This is a genomic window from Parageobacillus toebii NBRC 107807 (genome assembly GCF_003688615.2).
Lineage (GTDB): Bacteria > Bacillota > Bacilli > Bacillales > Anoxybacillaceae > Parageobacillus_B > Parageobacillus_B toebii.
In genome coordinates this window covers 505,985-527,562 of sequence record NZ_CP049703.1, presented here as the reverse complement: position 1 = coordinate 527,562, position 21,578 = coordinate 505,985, and the positions used below count along the sequence as shown (strand labels likewise).

General features: G+C 40.4%; 20 protein-coding genes, 1 other RNA gene and 1 pseudogene. 21 read left to right on the top strand and 1 reads right to left on the bottom strand.

Features of this window, described 5'->3' with window-relative positions; all coding sequences use genetic code 11:
- Positions 1-31 precede the first annotated feature (31 nt).
- From gap to DER53_RS02705, 17 genes and pseudogenes are all read left to right on the top strand, one after another.
- A complete protein-coding gene (gene gap / locus DER53_RS02785) occupies positions 32-1,039 on the top strand; it encodes a type I glyceraldehyde-3-phosphate dehydrogenase (RefSeq protein ID WP_062755707.1) in 1,008 nt (335 codons plus the stop codon).
- 122 nt (positions 1,040-1,161) lie between these two features.
- Positions 1,162-2,346: a phosphoglycerate kinase gene (locus DER53_RS02780; protein WP_062755709.1), complete on the top strand. Its 1,185-nt coding sequence runs from the start codon at positions 1,162-1,164 to the stop codon at positions 2,344-2,346.
- A gap of 37 nt (positions 2,347-2,383) precedes the next feature.
- A complete protein-coding gene (gene tpiA / locus DER53_RS02775; RefSeq protein ID WP_015865021.1) occupies positions 2,384-3,145 on the top strand; it encodes a triose-phosphate isomerase in 762 nt (253 codons plus the stop codon).
- Positions 3,138-4,673 (top strand): 2,3-bisphosphoglycerate-independent phosphoglycerate mutase, encoded by a 1,536-nt coding sequence (gene gpmI / locus DER53_RS02770; RefSeq protein ID WP_062755711.1) that lies wholly within the window; start codon positions 3,138-3,140, stop codon positions 4,671-4,673. The genes tpiA and gpmI overlap by 8 nt, the downstream gene beginning before the upstream one ends.
- Before the next feature lie 19 nt (positions 4,674-4,692).
- The gene (gene eno / locus DER53_RS02765; RefSeq protein WP_062755712.1) at positions 4,693-5,985 is read left to right on the top strand and encodes a phosphopyruvate hydratase; all 1,293 of its coding nucleotides are present in this window, start codon (positions 4,693-4,695) and stop codon (positions 5,983-5,985) included.
- 73 nt (positions 5,986-6,058) lie between these two features.
- Complete coding sequence (locus DER53_RS02760; RefSeq protein ID WP_062755714.1) at positions 6,059-6,292, top strand: carboxylesterase family protein; 234 nt, start codon at positions 6,059-6,061, stop codon at positions 6,290-6,292.
- 290 nt (positions 6,293-6,582) lie between these two features.
- Complete coding sequence (locus tag DER53_RS02755; protein ID WP_244319624.1) at positions 6,583-8,691, top strand: type 2 lanthipeptide synthetase LanM family protein; 2,109 nt, start codon at positions 6,583-6,585, stop codon at positions 8,689-8,691.
- A gap of 110 nt (positions 8,692-8,801) precedes the next feature.
- A complete protein-coding gene (locus DER53_RS02750) occupies positions 8,802-9,002 on the top strand; it encodes a helix-turn-helix transcriptional regulator (protein WP_062755718.1) in 201 nt (66 codons plus the stop codon).
- A 2-nt stretch (positions 9,003-9,004) separates the two neighbouring features.
- Positions 9,005-9,289: a hypothetical protein gene (locus DER53_RS02745; RefSeq protein WP_062755720.1), complete on the top strand. Its 285-nt coding sequence runs from the start codon at positions 9,005-9,007 to the stop codon at positions 9,287-9,289.
- Positions 9,290-9,368: 79 nt separating this feature from the next.
- Positions 9,369-10,253 carry an ABC transporter ATP-binding protein gene (locus DER53_RS02740; RefSeq protein ID WP_062755722.1) on the top strand — a complete coding sequence of 295 codons (885 nt, stop codon included), beginning with the start codon at positions 9,369-9,371 and terminating at the stop codon, positions 10,251-10,253.
- A gap of 3 nt (positions 10,254-10,256) precedes the next feature.
- Complete coding sequence (locus tag DER53_RS02735) at positions 10,257-11,480, top strand: ABC transporter permease (RefSeq protein WP_062755724.1); 1,224 nt, start codon at positions 10,257-10,259, stop codon at positions 11,478-11,480.
- 546 nt (positions 11,481-12,026) lie between these two features.
- Positions 12,027-12,260 carry a preprotein translocase subunit SecG gene (gene secG, locus DER53_RS02730; protein WP_015865018.1) on the top strand — a complete coding sequence of 78 codons (234 nt, stop codon included), beginning with the start codon at positions 12,027-12,029 and terminating at the stop codon, positions 12,258-12,260.
- 81 nt (positions 12,261-12,341) lie between these two features.
- A pseudogene (locus DER53_RS02725) lies at positions 12,342-13,083 on the top strand (alpha/beta hydrolase).
- 23 nt (positions 13,084-13,106) lie between these two features.
- Positions 13,107-15,395, top strand: a complete 2,289-nt coding sequence (gene rnr / locus DER53_RS02720) for a ribonuclease R (RefSeq protein ID WP_062755728.1) — start codon at positions 13,107-13,109, stop codon at positions 15,393-15,395.
- Between the two features lie 87 nt (positions 15,396-15,482).
- The gene (gene smpB / locus DER53_RS02715) at positions 15,483-15,950 is read left to right on the top strand and encodes an SsrA-binding protein SmpB (RefSeq protein WP_015865015.1); all 468 of its coding nucleotides are present in this window, start codon (positions 15,483-15,485) and stop codon (positions 15,948-15,950) included.
- A 174-nt stretch (positions 15,951-16,124) separates the two neighbouring features.
- Positions 16,125-16,479: a transfer-messenger RNA gene (gene ssrA, locus DER53_RS02710) on the top strand.
- Positions 16,480-16,760: 281 nt separating this feature from the next.
- Positions 16,761-17,324, top strand: coding sequence for a 3D domain-containing protein (locus tag DER53_RS02705; protein ID WP_041269738.1), 564 nt, complete (start codon positions 16,761-16,763; stop codon positions 17,322-17,324).
- Between the two features lie 140 nt (positions 17,325-17,464).
- Here DER53_RS02705 and DER53_RS02700 read toward each other — a convergent pair whose 3' ends face one another.
- Positions 17,465-17,767 (bottom strand): DUF3784 domain-containing protein, encoded by a 303-nt coding sequence (locus tag DER53_RS02700; protein WP_174525706.1) that lies wholly within the window; start codon positions 17,765-17,767, stop codon positions 17,465-17,467.
- Between the two features lie 350 nt (positions 17,768-18,117).
- On the opposite strand from DER53_RS02700, the gene DER53_RS02695 reads away from it, so the two are divergent.
- The 4 genes from DER53_RS02695 (at position 18,118) to DER53_RS02680 (ending at position 21,565) form a co-directional block, all read left to right on the top strand.
- A complete protein-coding gene (locus DER53_RS02695; protein WP_240345859.1) occupies positions 18,118-19,272 on the top strand; it encodes an EAL domain-containing protein in 1,155 nt (384 codons plus the stop codon).
- A 280-nt stretch (positions 19,273-19,552) separates the two neighbouring features.
- The gene (locus DER53_RS02690) at positions 19,553-20,149 is read left to right on the top strand and encodes a hypothetical protein (protein WP_062755759.1); all 597 of its coding nucleotides are present in this window, start codon (positions 19,553-19,555) and stop codon (positions 20,147-20,149) included.
- A 91-nt stretch (positions 20,150-20,240) separates the two neighbouring features.
- Positions 20,241-20,768, top strand: coding sequence for a DUF6792 domain-containing protein (locus tag DER53_RS17225; protein ID WP_244319623.1), 528 nt, complete (start codon positions 20,241-20,243; stop codon positions 20,766-20,768).
- Positions 20,769-20,977: 209 nt separating this feature from the next.
- Positions 20,978-21,565, top strand: coding sequence for a hypothetical protein (locus tag DER53_RS02680; protein ID WP_062755730.1), 588 nt, complete (start codon positions 20,978-20,980; stop codon positions 21,563-21,565).
- Positions 21,566-21,578 lie beyond the last annotated feature (13 nt).

The window sequence follows — 21,578 nt, the reverse complement described above, 5'->3', positions numbered from 1 at the left end:
ATGCAACCATTTTTTAAAGGAGGAACTATCCATGGCAGTAAAAATTGGTATTAACGGTTTTGGCCGTATTGGTCGCAATGTTTTTCGTGCGGCATTAAAAAATCCGAATATTGAAGTAGTGGCGGTAAATGACTTAACGGATGCAAACACATTAGCTCATCTTTTGAAATATGATTCTGTTCACGGAAAATTAGACGCGGAAGTATCAGTGAATGGCAATAATATCGTTGTAAACGGAAAAGAAATCGTTGTAAAAGCGGAGCGCGACCCAGCTAAACTAGCATGGAACGAATTAGGTGTGGACATTGTCGTTGAATCGACAGGTCGCTTCACGAAACGTGAAGACGCGGCAAAACATTTAGAGGCTGGCGCGAAAAAAGTAATCATTTCCGCACCGGCGAAAGACGAAGATATTACGATCGTGATGGGTGTAAACCAAGACAAATACGATCCTGCGAACCATCACATTATTTCCAACGCTTCTTGTACAACGAACTGCTTAGCGCCATTTGCAAAAGTGCTTCATGAAAAATTCGGTATTGTTCGCGGAATGATGACAACAGTTCACGCTTATACGAACGACCAACAAATTTTAGACTTGCCTCATAAAGATTTGCGCCGTGCGCGTGCTGCAGCAGAATCGATTATTCCGACAACAACAGGTGCGGCAAAAGCAGTTGCCCTTGTACTTCCTGAACTAAAAGGCAAACTAAACGGTATGGCAATGCGTGTACCAACACCAAACGTGTCTGTTGTCGACCTTGTTGCGGAGCTTGAAAAAGAAGTAACAGTAGAAGAAGTCAACGCAGCATTGAAAGAAGCGGCGGAAGGCGAATTAAAAGGCATTTTAGCTTACAGTGAAGAGCCGCTTGTATCTCGCGACTATAATGGCAGCACGGCATCTTCGACCATCGATGCGCTTTCCACAATGGTCCTGGAAGGAAAAATGGTAAAAGTCGTTTCTTGGTACGATAATGAAACAGGCTACTCTCATCGTGTTGTCGACCTTGCAGCATATATTGCATCCAAAGGACTATAAGGATAGGCGTTGTTTTTAGCACCCAGTCAAGTCTATAATAGGATGGTGGAGGGGAGCGGGGAAATGATCCCCACTCCTCTTCGTTTGTGGGAACGATATCATCAAAAAGGGGGCATAGCGCCATGAACAAAAAAACGGTTCGGGACGTAGATGTGAAAGGAAAACGAGTGTTTTGCCGTGTCGACTTTAATGTGCCGATGGAAAATGGTGCGATTACAGACGACACACGCATTCGCGCAGCACTTCCAACGATTCGTTATTTAATGGAACAAGGTGCAAAAGTGATCCTAGCGAGCCATCTTGGCCGGCCAAAAGGAAAAGTCGTCGAAGAATTACGCTTAAATGCGGTTGCACGGCGTTTAAGTGAACTGCTTGGAAAACATGTGACAAAAACTGATGAGGCATACGGCGATGCAGTAAAAGAAGCAATTTCGAAAATGAATGAAGGCGATGTATTGCTTCTAGAAAACGTTCGTTTTTACCCAGGTGAAGAGAAAAACGATCCAGAGCTTGCGAAAGCATTTGCTGAATTGGCCGATATTTATGTGAACGATGCGTTTGGTGCTGCCCATCGGGCTCATGCTTCTACAGAAGGAATTGCACACTATTTGCCAGCCGTTGCTGGATTTTTAATGGAAAAAGAAATTGAAGTGCTTGGAAAAGCTCTTTCTAACCCAGACCGTCCATTTACGGCGATCATTGGCGGCGCAAAAGTAAAAGACAAAATCGGCGTCATTGAAAACTTACTAAATAAAGTGGACAACCTTATTATCGGTGGAGGGCTTGCGTATACGTTTGTTAAAGCGCTTGGCCATGAAATTGGCAAATCATTGCTAGAAGAAGATAAGATTGAACTGGCAAAATCATTTATGGAAAAAGCGAAAGAAAAAGGAGTTAATTTCTATATGCCGGTTGACGTCGTCGTAGCCGATCGGTTCGCGAACGATGCCAATACGAAAGTCGTTGCAATTGATGAGATTCCAAGCGATTGGGAAGCGCTCGATATTGGGCCGAAAACGCGTGAGCTTTATCGCGATGTTATTATGAAATCCAAGCTTGTTGTTTGGAACGGTCCAATGGGAGTATTTGAAATGGATGCTTTTGCCGAAGGAACAAAAGCGGTTGCCCAAGCGTTAGCGGATGCTGTCGATACATATTCGGTCATCGGCGGCGGCGATTCGGCAGCGGCAGTAGAAAAATTCGGCTTAGCGGAAAAAATGGATCACATCTCCACCGGTGGCGGTGCATCGCTTGAATTTATGGAAGGAAAACAACTTCCTGGAGTGGTGGCGTTAAACGATAAATAACGCGCCAACTCCGTTCGTAGAAAGGAAGGGATCAATCATGAGAAAACGAATTATCGCAGGAAACTGGAAAATGCATAAAACATTGACGGAAGCGGTAAACTTCGTTGAAGAAGTAAAACGGCTTGTCCCGCCTGCCGAACAAGTCGATTCCGTCATTTGCGCACCTTTCCTATTTTTAGAGCGGCTTGTGCAAAGTGCGCAAGGATCTGATTTAAAAATTGGCGCGCAAAATATGCATTTTGAAGACAAAGGAGCGTTTACTGGCGAAATTAGCCCAGTTGCGTTGAAAGATATTGGTGTTACTTACGTGATTATCGGTCATTCCGAACGCCGCGAAATGTTTGCGGAAACGGATGAAACGGTGAATAAAAAAGTGCTTGCTGCTTTTAAACACGGGCTTATTCCAATTGTTTGCTGCGGTGAAACGTTAGAACAGCGGGAAAGCGGCAAAACGAATGACATTGTTGGCGCGCAAGTAGAAAAAGCGCTTGCCGGTTTAACCGCGGAACAAGCAAAACAAGTGGTCATCGCCTATGAACCAGTTTGGGCAATTGGCACTGGCAAATCATCGACCGCTGAAGATGCCAATGAAGTGTGCGGCCATATCCGCTCAATCATTGCAAAAATCTTTTCGCCGGAAGTGGCCGAAGCTGTACGCATTCAGTATGGCGGCAGCGTAAAACCGGAAAACATTCGCGAATTTTTAGCGCAAGAACATATTGATGGCGCCCTTGTCGGCGGTGCAAGCCTCGATCCGAAATCATTTTTACAACTAGTGGAGGCTGGACAACATGAGTAAAAAACCAGTGGCGTTAATTATTTTAGACGGATTTGCGCTTCGCGAAGAAACATATGGCAATGCGATCGCGCAAGCAAAAAAGCCGAACTTTGACCGTTATTGGAATGAATATCCGCACGCTACATTAACTGCGTGCGGCGAGGCGGTCGGGCTTCCAGAAGGACAAATGGGAAACTCGGAAGTCGGCCACTTAAATATCGGCGCCGGCCGCATTGTATACCAAAGCTTAACGCGCGTAAACATTGCGATTCGCGAGGGAGAGTTTGACCGCAACGAAACGTTTTTAGCGGCGATGAATCATGTCAAAGAAAAAGGAACGAATTTGCACATTTTCGGTCTTCTCTCTGACGGCGGCGTTCATAGCCATATTAACCATCTATATGCGCTATTAAGATTAGCCGCTAATGAAGGCGTAAAAAACGTCTACATCCACGGCTTTTTAGATGGCCGCGATGTCGGACCGCAAACGGCGCCGAAATATATTAAAGAATTACAAGAAAAAATAAAAGAGTATGGCGTCGGGGAAATCGCAACCTTATCCGGCCGTTATTACTCGATGGACCGCGATAAGCGGTGGGAGCGCGTCGAAAAAGCATATCGCGCGATGGTGTATGGAGAAGGACCAACCTATCGCGATCCGCTTGAGTGCATTGAAGATTCTTATCAACATGGCATTTACGACGAGTTTGTGCTTCCATCGGTCATCGTGCGTGAAGACGGCTCGCCTGTGGCGACGATTAAAGATGAAGACGCGATCATTTTCTACAACTTCCGGCCAGATCGGGCGATTCAAATTTCGAACACGTTTACGAACGAAGACTTCCGCGAGTTCGACCGTGGTCCGAAACATCCGAAAAACTTGTTCTTTGTATGCCTAACACACTTTAGTGAAACCGTAAAAGGTTATGTCGCGTTTAAACCGACAAATCTGGATAATACGCTCGGTGAAGTCCTATCACAACATGGATTGCGCCAGCTTCGCATCGCGGAAACGGAAAAATATCCGCACGTTACGTTCTTTATGAACGGCGGACGGGAAGAGAAGTTTCCAGGCGAAGACCGCATTTTAATCAACTCGCCAAAAGTCGCCACATATGACTTAAAACCAGAAATGAGCGCTTACGAAGTGACGGATGCGCTCCTAAAAGAAATTGAAGCAGATAAATACGACGCGATCATTTTAAACTATGCGAACCCGGACATGGTCGGCCACTCAGGAAAATTAGAACCGACGATTAAAGCGATCGAAGCGGTGGATGAGTGCCTTGGCAAAGTTGTGGATGCGATTCTTGCAAAAGGCGGCATCGCCATTATTACGGCAGACCACGGAAACGCGGATGAAGTATTGACGCCGGATGGCAAACCGCAAACCGCACATACGACAAACCCGGTTCCTGTGATCGTAACGAAAAAAGGAATCGAACTTCGCAAGGACGGCATTTTAGGCGATTTAGCGCCAACGATGCTTGATTTGCTTGGCTTGCCACAGCCGAAAGAAATGACGGGAAAAACATTAATAAAAAAATAATTAAAAGGAGAGTGTGAACATGTCTGCAATTGTAGATGTATACGCACGTGAAGTATTAGACTCTCGCGGCAATCCAACGGTAGAAGTCGAAGTATATACGGAAGATGGCGGTTTTGGCCGCGCATTAGTACCAAGCGGTGCATCAACGGGAGAATACGAAGCAGTGGAATTGCGTGACGGCGATAAAAGCCGTTATCTTGGAAAAGGCGTATTAAAAGCGGTGGAAAACGTCAATGAAATTATCGCACCAGCGATTATCGGTTTTGAAGTGACAGACCAAGTTGGCATTGACAAAACGTTAATTGAACTAGACGGCACGGAAAATAAAGGTAAATTAGGGGCAAACGCGATTTTAGGCGTATCTTTAGCAGTAGCGCGCGCAGCAGCAGATGAATTAGATATGCCATTATACCAATATCTTGGCGGATTTAACGCGAAAACATTGCCAGTACCGATGATGAACATTTTAAACGGCGGCGCGCATGCGGATAACAATGTAGACATCCAAGAATTTATGATTATGCCTGTCGGCGCGAAAAGCTTCCGTGAAGCGCTTCGCATGGGCGCAGAAATTTTCCATAGCTTAAAAGCGGTATTAAAAGCAAAAGGCTACAACACTGCGGTAGGTGACGAAGGCGGATTCGCGCCAAACTTAAAATCGAACGAAGAAGCGCTGCAAACGATCATTGAAGCGATTGAAAAAGCCGGCTACAAACCAGGCGAAGAAGTTATGCTTGCGATGGACGTTGCTTCTTCCGAGCTTTACAACAAAGAAGACGGCAAATACCATCTTGAAGGCGAAGGCGTTGTAAAAACGTCCGAAGAAATGGTCGCATGGTATGAAGAACTCGTTTCGAAATACCCAATCATTTCGATCGAAGACGGTTTAGATGAAAACGACTGGGAAGGCCACAAACTATTAACAGAGCGCCTTGGCAAAAAAGTACAGCTTGTCGGTGACGACTTGTTTGTAACGAATACGAAAAAACTAGCGGAAGGAATCGAAAAAGGCGTCGGCAACTCGATTCTGATTAAAGTCAACCAAATCGGTACATTAACCGAAACGTTCGATGCGATTGAAATGGCAAAACGCGCTGGATATACTGCCGTTGTTTCCCACCGTTCCGGTGAAACGGAAGACAGCACGATCGCTGACATCGCGGTAGCGACAAACGCCGGTCAAATTAAAACAGGGGCACCTTCCCGCACCGACCGCGTCGCGAAATACAACCAATTGCTTCGCATCGAAGATCAGCTTGGCGACACAGCGATTTACAACGGCATTAAATCGTTCTATAACTTGAAAAAATAATGATTAAGCAAGGGAACCTAACCGAATCGTTCGGTTAGGTTCTTTTTATTTCCTATTCTATAAAAATAAAAGAATGTATCGTTTTAACGATAAAAAGCCAATCATGGGCGGCAGATTGAAAGCGTGCCATGCGCTTAAGCTACCGTTTGTATTCGGTAATCTTCATCAGCCAGGGGTGACGAGTTTTACCGGAAATTTGCCGGAGCGAAAACAAATTAGCAAACAAATGCATGATGCATGGATTTCGTTTGCGTGCAATGGAAATCCTAATCATGATCAGCTGCTGGAAGAATGGACGGTTTTATGACTTTGACAAGGGAGAGGCAATGATTTTTGGCGCGTCAAGCTGCGTGGAAATCGACCCTATCGGTAATGAAAGAGCCGTATGGGAGAGAGCGAACTAAACCATTCTTTTCCTTTCGTTTATCAGTCTATCTGAAAAGCGTATGGTATTATGTCAAGAAAATAGAGATTTTTTCTACCGCGCTTCGCTTGCTGAACTTGTTCGAGAAGGAAGGTGTCAACACTTTTCCTTCTCAGACAAGGAAACGAGTCTGTACGTTTTTTATACATCATCGGAGATGGGTCATTGTTGGAATGGAATCGTTTGTAGATGTACCAACACTCGATGTATCCAATACAATAAATGGAGAATTCCCAAAATTAATAGACTTGGAAACTATATTTCATCATGTTCCTGAGATGAAAATTGAGGAAACTGCTGAGGTAAAAGCAAAATTAATGGTAGTAAATTCAGTTTTAGGCACGGGATTACTACCGCATTTGTTTTACAGAAGTGCAGACGGTCGTGGAGTAGATATAAGTGGTATTAGCACAAAGGCACAAGAGCTCCCTATACCTATATTGCAGGTAGAAAATGAAGGGACTGACGAAATGCGTTTTGTTCGTAAAAAAGCAACCTTGAAAGCAAATTATTATAATGCTCCGAAATTAAATGGAAAAATAGTAGAAGCGGCAGACTATATTGACTTTATTATTGAAGGATTTAAAAATGCTGGGCGGATTATTTTAAATAATAAAGAAGAGCTAATTAGCGAAACAGGACCACTTTCAAAGTTTAAAGATGTGGAAATTCGCATTATAATACGTCCTACACAGTATTATGGAAACTTCATTTTGGAATCTCAACATCCAGATTATATGAGAGATTGGATAGAACGTGATAAGCTCTTAGACCGTCTGTGGTTCACAGTTTTAGATACACGTCAAATTCCGTTTGAAAAAAGGGATTTGCTTAATGGAGACATCCCAATTTTTACAACCAAACCAGGAAGTAGGGATCTCATTACTAGCTCAGGAGAAATAATACCTAATTTCTTTAAAAAAGCCAGTTATGATATATCGGTAGAGCGTATTGCGGGTTTAACCATGGAAAATATTGAACAACAGGCCCGATGGATTGAAGCATCAATTGCGAGCAATTGTAAAGAAAAAATTAGCATTAAACAATATCATTTTTCTCCAGAAGACTTAAACAATATCGATACTAATTTATTTGTGGAAGGGGCAAAAAAAATCGGTTACCGACTTGCAGAACAAGCTATCATTGGCAACAGAAACGATGCTGCTTGGATCGGACTTGTTACAAATTACTATGGTCAATGGCAGGTTTCTTCTTTAGATCAAAGTCTGTACAATGGCTTAAGTGGAATTGCATTATTCTTAGCTTATTTAGGTAAGGTTACAAATGAAAAAGATTTTACTAAATTAGCACTACAGGCTGTTGAAACGATTATACACAGTCCTATTCATTCAAAAAGTTTCTGTAGCGCATTTTATGGACAAGCATCAACATTATATACACTAGCTCATTTTATTGCATTGTATGGAAAACAGAAAACATGGGATTCATATTTAAATAGAGTTTTAACTAATATTGAAAGGAATGTAAGTAGTGATAATTTTTATGATCTCCTTGGAGGCAGCGCTGGTATCATCCATGTTCTTTTAAATATTTCTGAACAATTTGAAAATGAATATGCTCTTCATATTGCTCAAATGTACGGTGATCATTTACTTAAAAACAAAGTGACGACAGATAAAGGGGTGGGATGGCGAGATCAGGTCAGTCAAAATTTGATGGGAGGTTTTTCACACGGAACTAGTGGTATTGCTTGGGCATTATTGCGTTTACACAAGTTAACATCCAAACAAGATTATTATGAGACAGCATTAGAAGCTATTCGATATGATCGTTCGCTGTATGATCCAAATGAAAATAATTGGTTGGATTTAAGATGTTCAGAGCATAAAGGCAGTGATTTTGTTGCTGCATGGTGTCACGGTGCAGCTGGAATTGGGTTAAGTCGCGTTTTATATTTAGCATATCTAAATGATCAGTTACTATTGCAAGAAATCGAAACTGCTGTATCTACTACTCTCAGGTCTGGAATGGGGAGAAGCCATTGCCTTTGTCACGGTGATTTAGGAAATGCGGAACTGTTTTATATGGCAGGATCGATACTTGGGAGAACAGAATGGGTTCGTATGGCTGAAGCAATTGGAATGAATGTAATCCAAGAGAGAAAGCAAAATGGAAAATATAATACAGGTGTTCCTCGCCAAATAGAAATACCTGGTTTGTTTTTGGGGATTTCTGGCATAGGATATCAGCTGCTACGATTGTCCCATCCTCAGCAAGTTCCATCTGTATTAACTTTAGAAAAACCAATTGAAAGCAAATAAAACAGCACAGAATTTCTGTGCTGTTTTATTTGTAATATTTTTTGTACATTTTGTAAAAAATATTTTACATTTTGGAATTAAAATACTATAATGTATTTGGAGGTGATATTTTGTTAAGCAATCGAATTGTGGTTTTTCGAGCTGAAAAGGGATGGACTCAGCAGGATTTAGCGGAGAGAGTGGGTGTTAGTCGTCAAACGATTGCTGCCTTAGAAAAGAATAAGTACAATCCATCGCTAATCCTTGCTTTTCGAATTGCTCGTGCCTTTGGTAAACCGTTAACTGAAATTTTTGAGTTTAAGGAGGAATAATTATGCTGTTCTTGAAGTGCTTGCTGTTGCTTTTAGGAATGGTAGGTCAGATGTATGTATTGAAATTTCAGAGCAGTTTAGAGGGAAAGGACGAAAGAGGAGTGGTGATTCAATATCAGACAACTCGTTTTTTATTTCATCTATTTTATTTAGGTGTTGTTATCTTGCTGATTTTAAATTTGATTGGATACATCACTCCAGAACAATTGGTTGATATCTTGCTGTATTTCTTTGTCTCTTTAGGAATATTTGGTGCGGTGTATTCCTATTTAAAGAGACGTATATAAGATCATGGGGGAACCATTTTTCGAATATAAGAACATCTAATCATGGGTTGATAAAAATACATTAAGGGAGCGGGGAAAATTGACTTTAGAGGTTTATGGTTTGCATAAGTTTTTTGGGAATGTAATAGCGGTGAATAATCTCAGTTTCGTTTTAAAAAGAGGAGAGGTCCTTGGATTATTAGGTCAAAATGGGGCAGGCAAGACAACCACTATCAAAATGCTTTTAGGATTATTAAAGCCGGATAAAGGAGTTATTATGTGGGATGGGAAAAAACTGGATAGATCAAGCGTTTCTATTGGATATTTGCCGGAGGAAAGAGGGTTATATCCTAAAAGTAAAATTATAGATCAGCTTCGATTTTTTGGCCGATTAGAAGGAATGAGCAAAAAATCGGTTGATCAATCCATTAATTATTGGATGGAAAAACTCGGGATGTCTAATTATAAATCTATGCGTGCTAATGAATTATCAAAAGGAAATCAACAAAAAATACAGCTAATTGGTACTTTATTGCATAATCCTGAGATTGTCATTTTAGATGAGCCATTTAGTGGATTGGATCCAATTAATGCAAGTTTGCTTTCTTCCATTATCGAAGAACAGATTAAATTAGGAAAAACGGTAATATTATCAAGCCACCGAATGGAGCAAATTGAAAAATTCTGTAAAAAAATTTGTATATTGAAAAAAGGTCGAGTTGTCCTTTCAGGGAAATTAGATGAAATTAAACAAAATTATAGCTATCGAAATTTTACTTTAACAGCTTCGCCGGAAACAGAACAATTTATTAAAAAGCTAGGATTGCCTTATAAAAAAGATGCTGCAGAAATTATCATAAAGGTTAAAAATTATGATGAATCAATTCAACTGATTAATCTATTTAAGCAAAATAGCATACCTATTCGAAATTTTCAAGTAGCGGAGCCATCTTTAAACGAAATATTTATTGAGAAGGTGAAATAAAAAATGAATAAGTTTTTAGCGGTATTTAAATTTTATTTGACTCAAACGTTATTTGCTAAATCCACTGTTATTTCTTCAATTGTGATTTACTTTATTATTATGGGGATATTTGGTATTGACCGATTTGCAAAAGACAAGGAAGATGATAAAAATATTGCTTTTATTTCTTCACAAGTACCGTATTCAGTGGACCTTGAATCTCTAAATGAGGGCTTAAAGTCAGTCAACCTGCATTTTGAAAGAGAAGACTCTTTATCGAAATTAAAAAAAGATGTGAAAAGCGGTAAATTAGATGGAATTATCCTCTTAGAGAAGCAAACTCCTCCTTCTATTACCTATATTTATAAATCATATGAAGATTCTGAATTTATAGCTGCAGTTTCTCAAAGAATTCAACAAGCATATATAATGAAAGTGATTGATGAAAGCAAGGCTGATCCAGAAATAGTAAACAAGTTGTTAACACACGTCAAAATAAAGAAAGAGGCTATAAAAGATACGAGAGAAACATTTGGTATTGTGTATAGTTTTGTTTTTTTAATGTATATTTTTATAGCAACCTTTGGGCAAATGATAGCAAGCTCCATTGCTTCGGAAAAATCATCCCGTGTAATAGAGGTAATTATTTCAAAAGTAAAACCAATTTATATGATGTACGCAAAGATTCTTGCGATTTTATTCGCAGGGTTGACTCAGTTTTTTATTATTATGCTGGCATTCGGTACAAGTTATTTGTTAGGATGGTTCGACTCGGACGGTCTTTCTATATTTGGTCTAAATATTAATTTGCAAAATCTTTCACTATTTGTTATTGTATCATTTTTGATTTATTTCATTTTAGGTTTTTTGCTTTATGCGCTGCTATATGCGGCAGTAGGTGCTACCGTGAGTCGTACAGAAGATTTAAGTTCAGGTTTATTACCAATTATTATTCTTGTGATGTGCGCTTTATTTATTGGAATGAAATCTTTATTTAATCCATCAAGCGATATCGTAGTGATTAGCTCCTATATACCCGTTTTTTCACCGATTGTAACATTTTCAAGAATTATGGTTGGAGAGGCTGGTTATGGGGAAATCGGTCTAACATTACTATTGCTTGTATGTAGCATTTTTTTCATGAATCGTCTGGTCAGCATCATTTACGTTAATAGCGTTACGAACTATAGGGGTAAATTAAAAATGAAAGAATTAGTTCAGGTAGTAAGGAAAGGGATAGAGATGTAATTTTAAGTTGGTTTTCTAACGGCTTTTAGATAAATTACGGGTTGTATCTCCTGCATAGAAGGAGAGGGCATACAACCAAAATGGTTTTTATGACTTTTTGGTCATCAATTGAATAAATTGCGTAATAAATCACTAGCGCTGCATAATAAATAATGATGCAACGCTAGTATTTTTGTTCAAATAGTAAAGAGCAATGATATAAGAAAATCAACCATAGTTCGATGTTTTGACAAATAGACGTAAGAATCGATTTTATGCTTATAATACATGTCTTTTCTCTTCTTTTGGTCTATGCCAATATTTTATTTGTGAGCAATAATGAAACTAATAACACAGCATGTACGTTATTTTATCCAAACGAAACATTTTTTCTACTCCACTTAAAAGTAACATTCCTACAACCAGGAAGATAACTGCAGATGAGAAATTAACTCGTTAAAGCGACTTCTTGATTTATTGTATATTTCCATACTCACTATTGTAGTAATAAAAAATTTATGATATATTTTAAATATTGCAATGTGCGTTTTTTAAGGAGGAGTGGACATGCATACATTGCTTGTCACATTGTTAGTCATTGTTTCGATTGGACTTATCGTGATCGTTTTGTTGCAATCGGGAAGAAGCGCAGGACTTTCCGGCGCGATTACAGGCGGTGCGGAGCAGCTGTTTGGAAAGCAAAAAGCGCGCGGATTGGACGCGGTATTGCAGCGCATTACGGTTGTGCTGGCAGTGTTGTTTTTTGTATTATCGATTGCGGTGACGTATATGCAACTTTAATGATGAAAACAATGGGGGCGGTCCAACCATTTACTCGGGCTGCCTTTTCTGTTTTTCATAAAAAGAAAGGAGTTGTGCATCATGAAGATCGTCCCACCAAAGCCATTTTTCTTTGAAGCAGGAGAACGTGCGGTTTTATTGCTCCATGGTTTTACTGGAAACTCGTCAGATGTCAGAATGTTGGGCCGCTTTTTGGAATCAAAGGGATACACATGTCATGCGCCAATTTATAAAGGCCATGGGGTGCCGCCAGAAGAGCTTGTACATACCGGACCGGATGACTGGTGGCAAGATGTCATGAACGCTTATGAATTTTTTAAAAAATAAAGGATACGAAAAAATCGCAGTCGCTGGATTATCGCTTGGCGGCGTATTTTCCCTTAAATTAGGCTACACTGTACCTGTAGTAGGAATTATTCCAATGTGCGCGCCGATGTATATTAAAAGCGAAGAAACCATGTATCAAGGTGTGCTAAAGTATGCGCGCGAATATAAAAAACGGGAAGGAAAAACACCAGAACAAATTGAAAAAGAAATGGAAGAGTTTAAAAAGACGCCGATGAAAACGTTAAAGGCGCTGCAAGAGCTGATTGCGGATGTACGCAACCATATCGATTTAATTTATGCGCCGACATTTGTCGTGCAAGCGCGCCACGATGAAATGATTAACCCTGATAGTGCCAATATTATTTATAACGGTATTGAATCACCAGTGAAAAAAATCAAATGGTATGAAGAATCGGGCCATGTCATTACGCTAGATAAAGAAAAAGAACAGCTGCATGAAGATATTTTTGAGTTTTTAGAGTCGTTAGATTGGTAATCATATTGAAAGGAGGGAAAATGATGGATCAATCATTAGTCGATCGAATTTTAACGTTTATGCGAGACGAGGCGTACAAGCCTCTTACTGTTCAAGAGTTGGAAGAAGCGTTCGGTATTACCGATGCGGCCGAGTTTAAGGAATTTGTAAAGGCGCTTGTCGCTATGGAAGAACAAGGGCTTGTTGTGCGTACGAGAAGCAATCGCTACGGTGTGCCGGAAAAAATGAACTTAGTGCGCGGAAAAGTGTCCGGACACGCAAAAGGGTTTGCTTTCGTTGTGCCGGAAGATCCGTCGCTCGACGATATTTTCATCCCGCCTTCCGAGATGAAAAACGCGATGCATGGCGATACCGTATTAGTGCGTGTGCATTCCGAATCGTCAGGCGCCCGCAGGGAAGGAACGGTTGTACGGATTTTAGAACGCGGTGTCACCGAAGTGGTCGGAACTTATACGGAAAGCAAGTATTTCGGATTTGTCATTCCGGATGATAAAAAAATTGTCAATGACATTTTTATTCCGAAACATGCCGCTAACGGCGCTGTGGAAGGACATAAAGTGGTTGTGCGGTTGACATCGTACCCGCAAGGACGAATGAGCGCCGAAGGAGAAGTTATTAAAATTCTCGGACATAAAAACGACCCAGGTGTTGATATTTTAGCGATTATTCATAAACACGGCCTTCCTTTGCAATTTCCAGATGAAGTCATCGAACACGCCAATAGCATTTCCGATACGATTTCGGAAAAAGATTTGCAAGGCCGCCGCGATTTGCGCGATCAAATGATTGTCACGATCGACGGAGAAGACGCGAAAGACTTAGACGACGCTGTAACGGTCACCAAGCTTGAGAACGGGAATTACAAGCTTGGCGTCCACATTGCCGATGTCAGCTACTATGTGGAAGAAGGCTCGCCAATTGACCGCGAAGCATACGAACGAGGGACAAGCGTTTATTTGGTGGATCGCGTCATTCCGATGATTCCGCATCGTTTATCGAACGGCATTTGTTCCTTAAATCCGAAAGTCGACCGCTTAACACTTTCATGTGAAATGGAAATTAACGAACGCGGCGAAGTCGTCAGCCATGAAATTTTTCAAAGCGTCATTCGTACGACAGAGCGGATGACGTATTCGGATGTGAACAAAATTCTCGTTGATAAAGACGAGGAACTAAGAAAAAAATACGAACCGCTTGTGCCAATGTTTGAATTGATGGCAGAGCTTGCGGAAATTTTGCGCAATAAACGGATGAAGCGCGGTGCAATTGATTTCGACTTTAAAGAAGCAAAAGTGCTTGTGGATGAGAATGGAAAACCTTATGATGTCGTGCTTCGTGAACGATCGGTGGCGGAGCGGCTTATTGAAGAATTTATGCTGGTGGCGAACGAAACGGTCGCTGAACATTTTCATTGGTTAAACGTTCCGTTTATTTATCGTGTTCACGAAGATCCAAAACCAGAAAAGCTGCAGCGTTTTCTCGAATTTATTACAAACTTTGGCTACGTCGTCAAAGGGACAGGAAACCAAATTCATCCGCGCGCGCTCCAGGAAATTTTAGAAGCGGTTCGCGGCGAGCCGGAAGAAATGGTCATATCGACGGTGATGCTTCGCTCGATGAAGCAGGCGCGCTATGACGCGGAAAGTCTCGGTCACTACGGATTATCGACCGATTTTTATACGCATTTTACATCTCCGATCCGCCGTTATCCAGACTTAATTGTGCACCGTCTCATTCGCACGTACTTAATTAATGGGCAAATGGATGAACAAACCCAACGAAAATGGGCCGAAAAGCTTCCAGACATCGCTGAACACGCATCCGATATGGAGCGCCGCGCTGTGGAAGCCGAGCGGGAAACGGATGATTTGAAGAAAACAGAGTTTATGGAAGATAAAATCGGCATGGAGTTTGACGGAATTATTAGCTCGGTTACGAACTTCGGCCTTTTTGTCGAACTCCCGAACACGATCGAAGGGCTTGTTCATGTCAGCTACTTAACGGACGACTATTATCGCTATGATGAACGGCATTACGCCATGATCGGTGAGCGAACCGGAAAAGTGTACCGCATCGGCGATGAGATTACCGTGCGTGTCATTAACGTGAACAAAGATGAGCGGATCGTCGACTTTGAAATTGTCGGCATGAAAGGCCGCCGTCCTAAAGAGGCAAAAAGTGCACCTGTCGTTATTGAAGGGAAAAAGCGGAAAAAAACAAATAAACAAAATGGAAAAGCGAAAAAATCAAAGAAATTTTACGAAGACGTTCCACAGCTAAAAGCAAAAAAGAAGAAAAAGAAAAAACGATAAGGAAAAGTCTCGATAGCAAGAGACTTTTCCTTCTTCACGTTTTTTGTTAAAATCATAGTTGCACGATATGAGGAGGAAGGACGTCGTATGCCAAAAGGTGAAGGGAAACTGATTGCCCAAAACAAAAAAGCGCATCACGATTATTTTATCGAAGAAACGTATGAAGCGGGGATTGTCCTGCAAGGAACGGAAATTAAATCGATTCGCGCTGGAAAAGTTAATTTAAAGGATTCATTTGCGAAGGTCGAAAAAGGGGAAGTATTTCTTCATAATATGCATATTAGTCCGTATGAACAAGGGAACCGTTATAACCATGACCCATTGCGGACAAGAAAGCTTCTTCTTCATCGCCGTGAAATTAATAAGCTGATTGGTTACACAAAAGAACAAGGCTATACGCTCGTTCCGTTAAAGCTATATATTAAAAACGGTTTTGCCAAAGTGTTGTTAGGTGTCGGCAAAGGAAAGAAAAAATATGACAAACGCGAAGATATGAAACGAAGAGAAGCACAACGGGAAATCGAACGTGCTTTTCGCGAACGGCAAAAATTATAATTCCAAAACTTTACAATTGAAAATTAAGTGCATTATGTTATAATGAATAACACAAGCGGCAAAAAATATGATTCCAAAACTTCATCATTGAAAACTAAATGCATTATGTTATAATCAATAATGCAAAGGCCAGTTATCCAAAGCTTAAGCTTATCGTTATCGCTTCTCCATCACGGGGACGATACGGATTCGACAGGGATAGGTCGCGCTTAAGCTGCGAGCCGAGGGGATCGTCCTCGTAAAAAACGTCACTTAAAGATAACTGGCAAAGAAAACTACGCTTTAGCTGCCTAATTAAACGCAGCTAGCTCCTCCCGCCATCGCCCACGTGGTGGTGCAGGGGCTCATAACGAGTGGGCTACGCCCGAGTCCGCCGCCTGAGGACGAGGGAAGAGAACAATCAGGCTAGCTGCTCGGAGGCCTGTCGGTAGGCGGAAGATGCAGCGAAACCGAAATATACCGACTACGCTCGTAGATGCTTAAGTGGCGATATCTCTGGACGTGGGTTCGACTCCCACCGTCTCCATTACATAATCATACGCTCAAAAATAAATCAACGGACTTGCCATTATCGGCAAGTCCGTTTTTTCATTGGTTCTATGTCAATTGTTCGGGTGCACTTGATATAAAGTGCACCTTTTTTATATGAAAGAACAAGATGATACAATTATGTCTTCGTTTTGTAACATAATTACTAACTCTATGAAACATAATTGTTATATTTTATTGATATTATACTGTTACGAATCCTAGTACGAATCCAAGCAAGTATTCTATTGTTACGAATTTAAGCAAGGAGGGAGTAGTATCTTGAAAAAGCTACTATTATATATTACTTCATCAATCTTTCTAGCGTTCGGATTTTCAGGAGCTGCATCGGCAGCCGGCACATATCAGGTAAAAAGTGGTGATACTCTTTGGGGCATAGCTAAAAAGTATAAAGTGACTGTCAGCCAGCTAAAGAGCTGGAATAACCTTAAAAGCGATTTGATCAGACCAAAACAGGTTTTAAAGATTTCAGGAACGGCAACCAAAGCGCCTGCTAAAACTACGGTAAAAAAGGCAGCAGCCAAAACAGCAGCGTACAAAACACTCACCGTTAAAGCATATGCTTATACAGTAAACTGCAAAGGCTGCAGCGGAATAACAGCTACAGGCTTAAATTTAAAGAAAAACCCTTCGATTAAAGCAATTGCCGTTGATCCGAAGGTAATTCCACTAGGTTCAAAGGTTTATGTGGAAGGTTACGGCTATGCGGTTGCAGCGGATAAAGGAGTCGGAATCAAAGGAAACAAAATTGACGTATTCATGCCTACAAAAGCAAAAGCTATCCAATGGGGCGTCAGAACCGTAAAAGTTAGAGTATATAGATAATCAAGGAGCCGGCATGATGCCGGCTTTTTTCATAATTTTTTGTGTGTGCATTTATGCATTCGTTATACGTTTTGCAATACGTTCTATAATTAATTTCATTAACAAAGGAATCGTTTAAATAAGATAACGATTCCCTCTTTTCACTTTCTATTAAGCATATTTACATAAATCCCCGTTACAATAGTCCCCAACACGATGATTATTGCAAATATATACCCTGTAAATGAACCAATATACTCAAGAGCGAATGGAAGAATGAAGCTAAGTATTCCAGTGCATATAGAAAATATGCCCATTGTTCTTGCTAATTTTTCTTTATTCCCTACAAAAGTTTCCTCATTGTAACCTGCTATGAGAAATAGTTTCTTCTTTGCCCAAATTAAATATCCCATTAGAATCATAAATAAACTAACAATACTGCAAATAATAATTGCAAGATACATTGTGTCACCTCCAAAAATAGGAACTTATATTTTTATATAAATACGTTCTTAATGCCTGATAAGTTTCGTTGATAGGCGATAAACAGCTTTCCACACTCTTTAACAAAAAACTCGACAAATATTTACAAAATGTTTAAAATTCGCCGGTATGAGCTATGGTATAATGTTGAACATCATACGGAGTTTGTTGTTTTTTATTGAAAGGAGTCCAAAGGATGGCGGATTAGCTCGCTTCCATTATACTGCTTGCTGACAGTTTGAATAGCGAAAATCTCACGGAGAAAATTGCTAAACATTTAAACAAGTATCCTATAGGACTGATTTACTTAGATATAAAACGTTTTGGGGAGATGGAGAAAAAACATGGGCAAATCGCTTGTCGAAAGCTGCTCCAAGTGTGGAAACAATTGATCATAGAAGCAGAAATGGCTGGTTCATTCGGACTGTTGACTCACCGAATGTTTGGAGACGATGTATTGTTGTTTGTCCGTACGGAGCAGGGAGATGCGAATTGGGTGAAAACGGTTTTGCTTCGCCTAGCACATGAGATCCGTACCATCTTTGGAAAGCAATTGAACGAATCGATGGAATTGTCTGGTGATTCGATTGAACTTTATACTGGAACGGCGGTGCTGGATCCTAGTACAGGACGAACAGCCGAAAACTTGCTGTATGATGCGATCAAAGAAGCGATTCACGAAGCGAGAAGCAAAACGGACGCTGAATTCAGACGTTTGCAGATGGAATTTCGAGATATACTTGCTTGGCACAAGATTACGGCTCATTATCAACCGATTGTCTCTCTTTCTACTGGAAGCATCTATGGATATGAAGCGTTAGCGCGCGGTCCGCAGGCGAGTTATTTTGCGACGCCGAATCGCCTGTGGGAATTTGCGGAAAAAGAAAACCAGCTGTATGCATTGGAAAAAGTGGCTCGGCAACGGGCAATTGAGGGATTTTTACCAAACGATTCTAACTGGAAATTATTCATCAATCTCAATGCAAATGTGATTCACGACCCGCAATTTACTCCAGGACAAACCTTGGCGTTCCTCGAAAAGATGAATTTGACACCACAAAACATTGTGTTTGAAATTACCGAACGCCAGTCCATTGATGATTACACCTCTTTCACGAAAGCGTTAGACCACTATCGAAAACAGGGATACCGAATTGCGATTGACGATGCGGGAGCGGGCTATTCTTCTTTACAAGCAATTGCCGAATTGCGCCCCGATTACATTAAAATTGACCGTTCGATTATTTATCATATAGACCGCGACAAGATTAAAGAAATTTTGTTGGAGACGTTGGCAGTGTTTGCGCAGAAAATCGATTGCCAAATTATTGCGGAAGGAATCGAGACTTTCGAGGAGCTGGAAATAGTGAGACGGCTTGGCGTTCATTTCGGTCAAGGATATTTGTTAGGCAGACCACACCCGAAACTACAGCCAGTTCCGGATGCGGTGATGGAATGGATTGAAAGATATTCTTCAATAGTCTGAAAACATGGGTTCCACCCATGCTTTTTTATTTATGATTTTGAAATAAAGAGAGGTGTCACCTCTTTTTGCTAGTTCTGCAAGTGAAGATATCATCTTTATACATACTTTCTTATAGTTTGATTTTCCTAAATTTAGATATAATAACATTTTTTATTGAACAATCGATCACCATATGATACGTATAAAGAGAATGGAGATAATTGGGAAAGGAGAGCGTCCTTTGCTTAAGAGATGGAGAAACTTGCTGCTATTGACATTGGTATTGATGGGAGGGTGTGAGATGGATTCGAAGGCTCAACCGGAGAAGTTGCCGGACACAGTGGCGTTTCAAGACAAGTTTACTCGGAAGTTTATGGTGTCTCCGAAAGAAGTAAAGGAAGGCTACTACTTGTTTCGATCGAGAACCGGCGGCTTTACGATGTGGTTTCCGAAAGACGCGAAAATAAACAATGGGTTTTATGAAAAGCATGACAAGTATTTTGAATCCTCGGTTATTGCAGGGGTGAGAGAGCATGAAAATATTTTGTACACTGTGGATCTTATTTACGAAAACAAACCCATAATGAATGATATTGATATAAATTTATTTTTATTATCTTCAGGTGCTTATGCAGATTACGATGGTAAATATACGAAGATAGAATCTGATGAAAAGACTATTTATTTTGCGAAGAAAGAAAATGATATTTCTGTTGATAACAAAAAGAATATTGAACATCTCTTTTTTGGTTTTGTTAAATCTAATCATAGCCACCAAGGAGTCCTATTTATATATGGAGTCAAATGCGATGACGCTACCCAAAGTTGCCAAATTGATGTAAATAAAGAAGAAGAACTTGCGAAAATGTTAATGAAATCCATCGAATTTCACGATTGAGGGATATGGAGGTGGAAGGGTCATGTCTCAGAAGTTGGTTTTGGATACAGATCTCTTGCGGGCAAGAGTGATGGATTTGGAATACAAACATTTGAACGAAGAGGAAATCAGGCGCATCTACATTGAAGAAACAGGAAATAATCCCCCTGCCCAAATCCATGTTTATCATTCGCAAGACTTTAAAAATATAAACATCAACGATTCCGGTTTTGACGGTACGATTATTCATTTTTATGATAAAGAAAAAAGAATCAATCAAATGTATACCATTGCACGAGGGAGCGAAAAACAAGAAAAAGATACATGGAAGCCACTGGATTGGGCGTACAATGCTTTAGGAATTTTTGTCGGACAAAGCAGAAGTCAATATAGAGAGGCATTGGAATTTGATCGGAAAGTGACGCAAATCATTACCGAAGAGTTAAAGCGGAACGGTCAAACAATCGAACTGAAAAAAATCGGACTGGGCCATTCGCAGGGCGGGAACCATGTCCAAATGATCCAACTCACTGCACATCGATTTGACCAAGTGTATGTCAGGTACCTCTTTCAAAAATCCCCTCAAAGGACATGCAAGACAAGCCCCCATTTTCTTTTCATTTCTCAGATTCATCAATAAGGTCTAAAGTCATAAGTCGCCTACATTTCCTCTTAAAGCTATAGTTCTTTTTTCTTGAATTTGGATATAATAACATTTTTTATTGATCACACCGTGATCATATGATACGTATAGAGAGAATGGAGATAATTGGGAAAGGAGAGCGTCCTTTGCTTAAGAGATGGAGAAACTTGCTGCTATTGACATTGATATTGATTGGGGGGTGTGAGATGGATTCGAAGGCTCAGCCGGAGAAGTTGCCGGACACGGTGGCGTTTCAAGACGAGTTTACTCGGGAATTTATGGTTTCGCCGAAAGAAGTGAAAGAAGGGTATTACTTATTCAAATCGAAAACCGGCGGATATACGATGCTGTATCCGAAAAATGCAAAAATGGACCGCATGTTTTATGAAAAGCATGGTAAATATTTTGAAGCCTTGCATTTTGGAGGTGGAAGGGGGGAAGAAAATATATCTAACTATATTAGAATGATATATGAAAATAGAAAAATAACAGAAGACATTGATGTAAACATCAGTCTGCTATCTGATGATGTTCACTATAATGGAAAATATGCGAAGCTTGAACTAAATGACAAAACGATTTACTTTGGTAAGAATGAACAATATATTTCCAATAATAATAGTGATATTATTTATTACTTTTTCAGTTATGTAAAGTCAAAACGCAGTCATCAAGCAGTTCAATTTATATATGCAGTCACTTGTAAGGACGCAAATCAGAAATGTAGCATAGATGTAAAAAAAGAAGAAGAACGGGCAAAAATGCTTATGAAATCGATTAAATTTCAGTATTGATGGAGGGGGCGGA

Bases quoted from the DNA above. Each gene is read 5' to 3' on its own strand.
- gap (WP_062755707.1), top strand. From the start codon at position 32: ATGGCAGTAAAAATTGGTATTAACGGTTTTGGCCGTATTGGTCGCAAT.
- DER53_RS02780 (WP_062755709.1), top strand. From the start codon at position 1,162: ATGAACAAAAAAACGGTTCGGGACGTAGATGTGAAAGGAAAACGAGTG.
- tpiA (WP_015865021.1), top strand. From the start codon at position 2,384: ATGAGAAAACGAATTATCGCAGGAAACTGGAAAATGCATAAAACATTG.
- gpmI (WP_062755711.1), top strand. From the start codon at position 3,138: ATGAGTAAAAAACCAGTGGCGTTAATTATTTTAGACGGATTTGCGCTT.
- eno (WP_062755712.1), top strand. From the start codon at position 4,693: ATGTCTGCAATTGTAGATGTATACGCACGTGAAGTATTAGACTCTCGC.
- DER53_RS02760 (WP_062755714.1), top strand. From the start codon at position 6,059: ATGTATCGTTTTAACGATAAAAAGCCAATCATGGGCGGCAGATTGAAA.
- DER53_RS02755 (WP_244319624.1), top strand. From the start codon at position 6,583: ATGGAATCGTTTGTAGATGTACCAACACTCGATGTATCCAATACAATA.
- DER53_RS02745 (WP_062755720.1), top strand. From the start codon at position 9,005: ATGCTGTTCTTGAAGTGCTTGCTGTTGCTTTTAGGAATGGTAGGTCAG.
- DER53_RS02735 (WP_062755724.1), top strand. From the start codon at position 10,257: ATGAATAAGTTTTTAGCGGTATTTAAATTTTATTTGACTCAAACGTTA.
- secG (WP_015865018.1), top strand. From the start codon at position 12,027: ATGCATACATTGCTTGTCACATTGTTAGTCATTGTTTCGATTGGACTT.
- rnr (WP_062755728.1), top strand. From the start codon at position 13,107: ATGGATCAATCATTAGTCGATCGAATTTTAACGTTTATGCGAGACGAG.
- smpB (WP_015865015.1), top strand. From the start codon at position 15,483: ATGCCAAAAGGTGAAGGGAAACTGATTGCCCAAAACAAAAAAGCGCAT.
- DER53_RS02700 (WP_174525706.1), bottom strand. From the start codon at position 17,767: ATGTATCTTGCAATTATTATTTGCAGTATTGTTAGTTTATTTATGATT.
- DER53_RS02695 (WP_240345859.1), top strand. From the start codon at position 18,118: ATGGAGAAAAAACATGGGCAAATCGCTTGTCGAAAGCTGCTCCAAGTG.
- DER53_RS02690 (WP_062755759.1), top strand. From the start codon at position 19,553: ATGGATTCGAAGGCTCAACCGGAGAAGTTGCCGGACACAGTGGCGTTT.
- DER53_RS02680 (WP_062755730.1), top strand. From the start codon at position 20,978: ATGGATTCGAAGGCTCAGCCGGAGAAGTTGCCGGACACGGTGGCGTTT.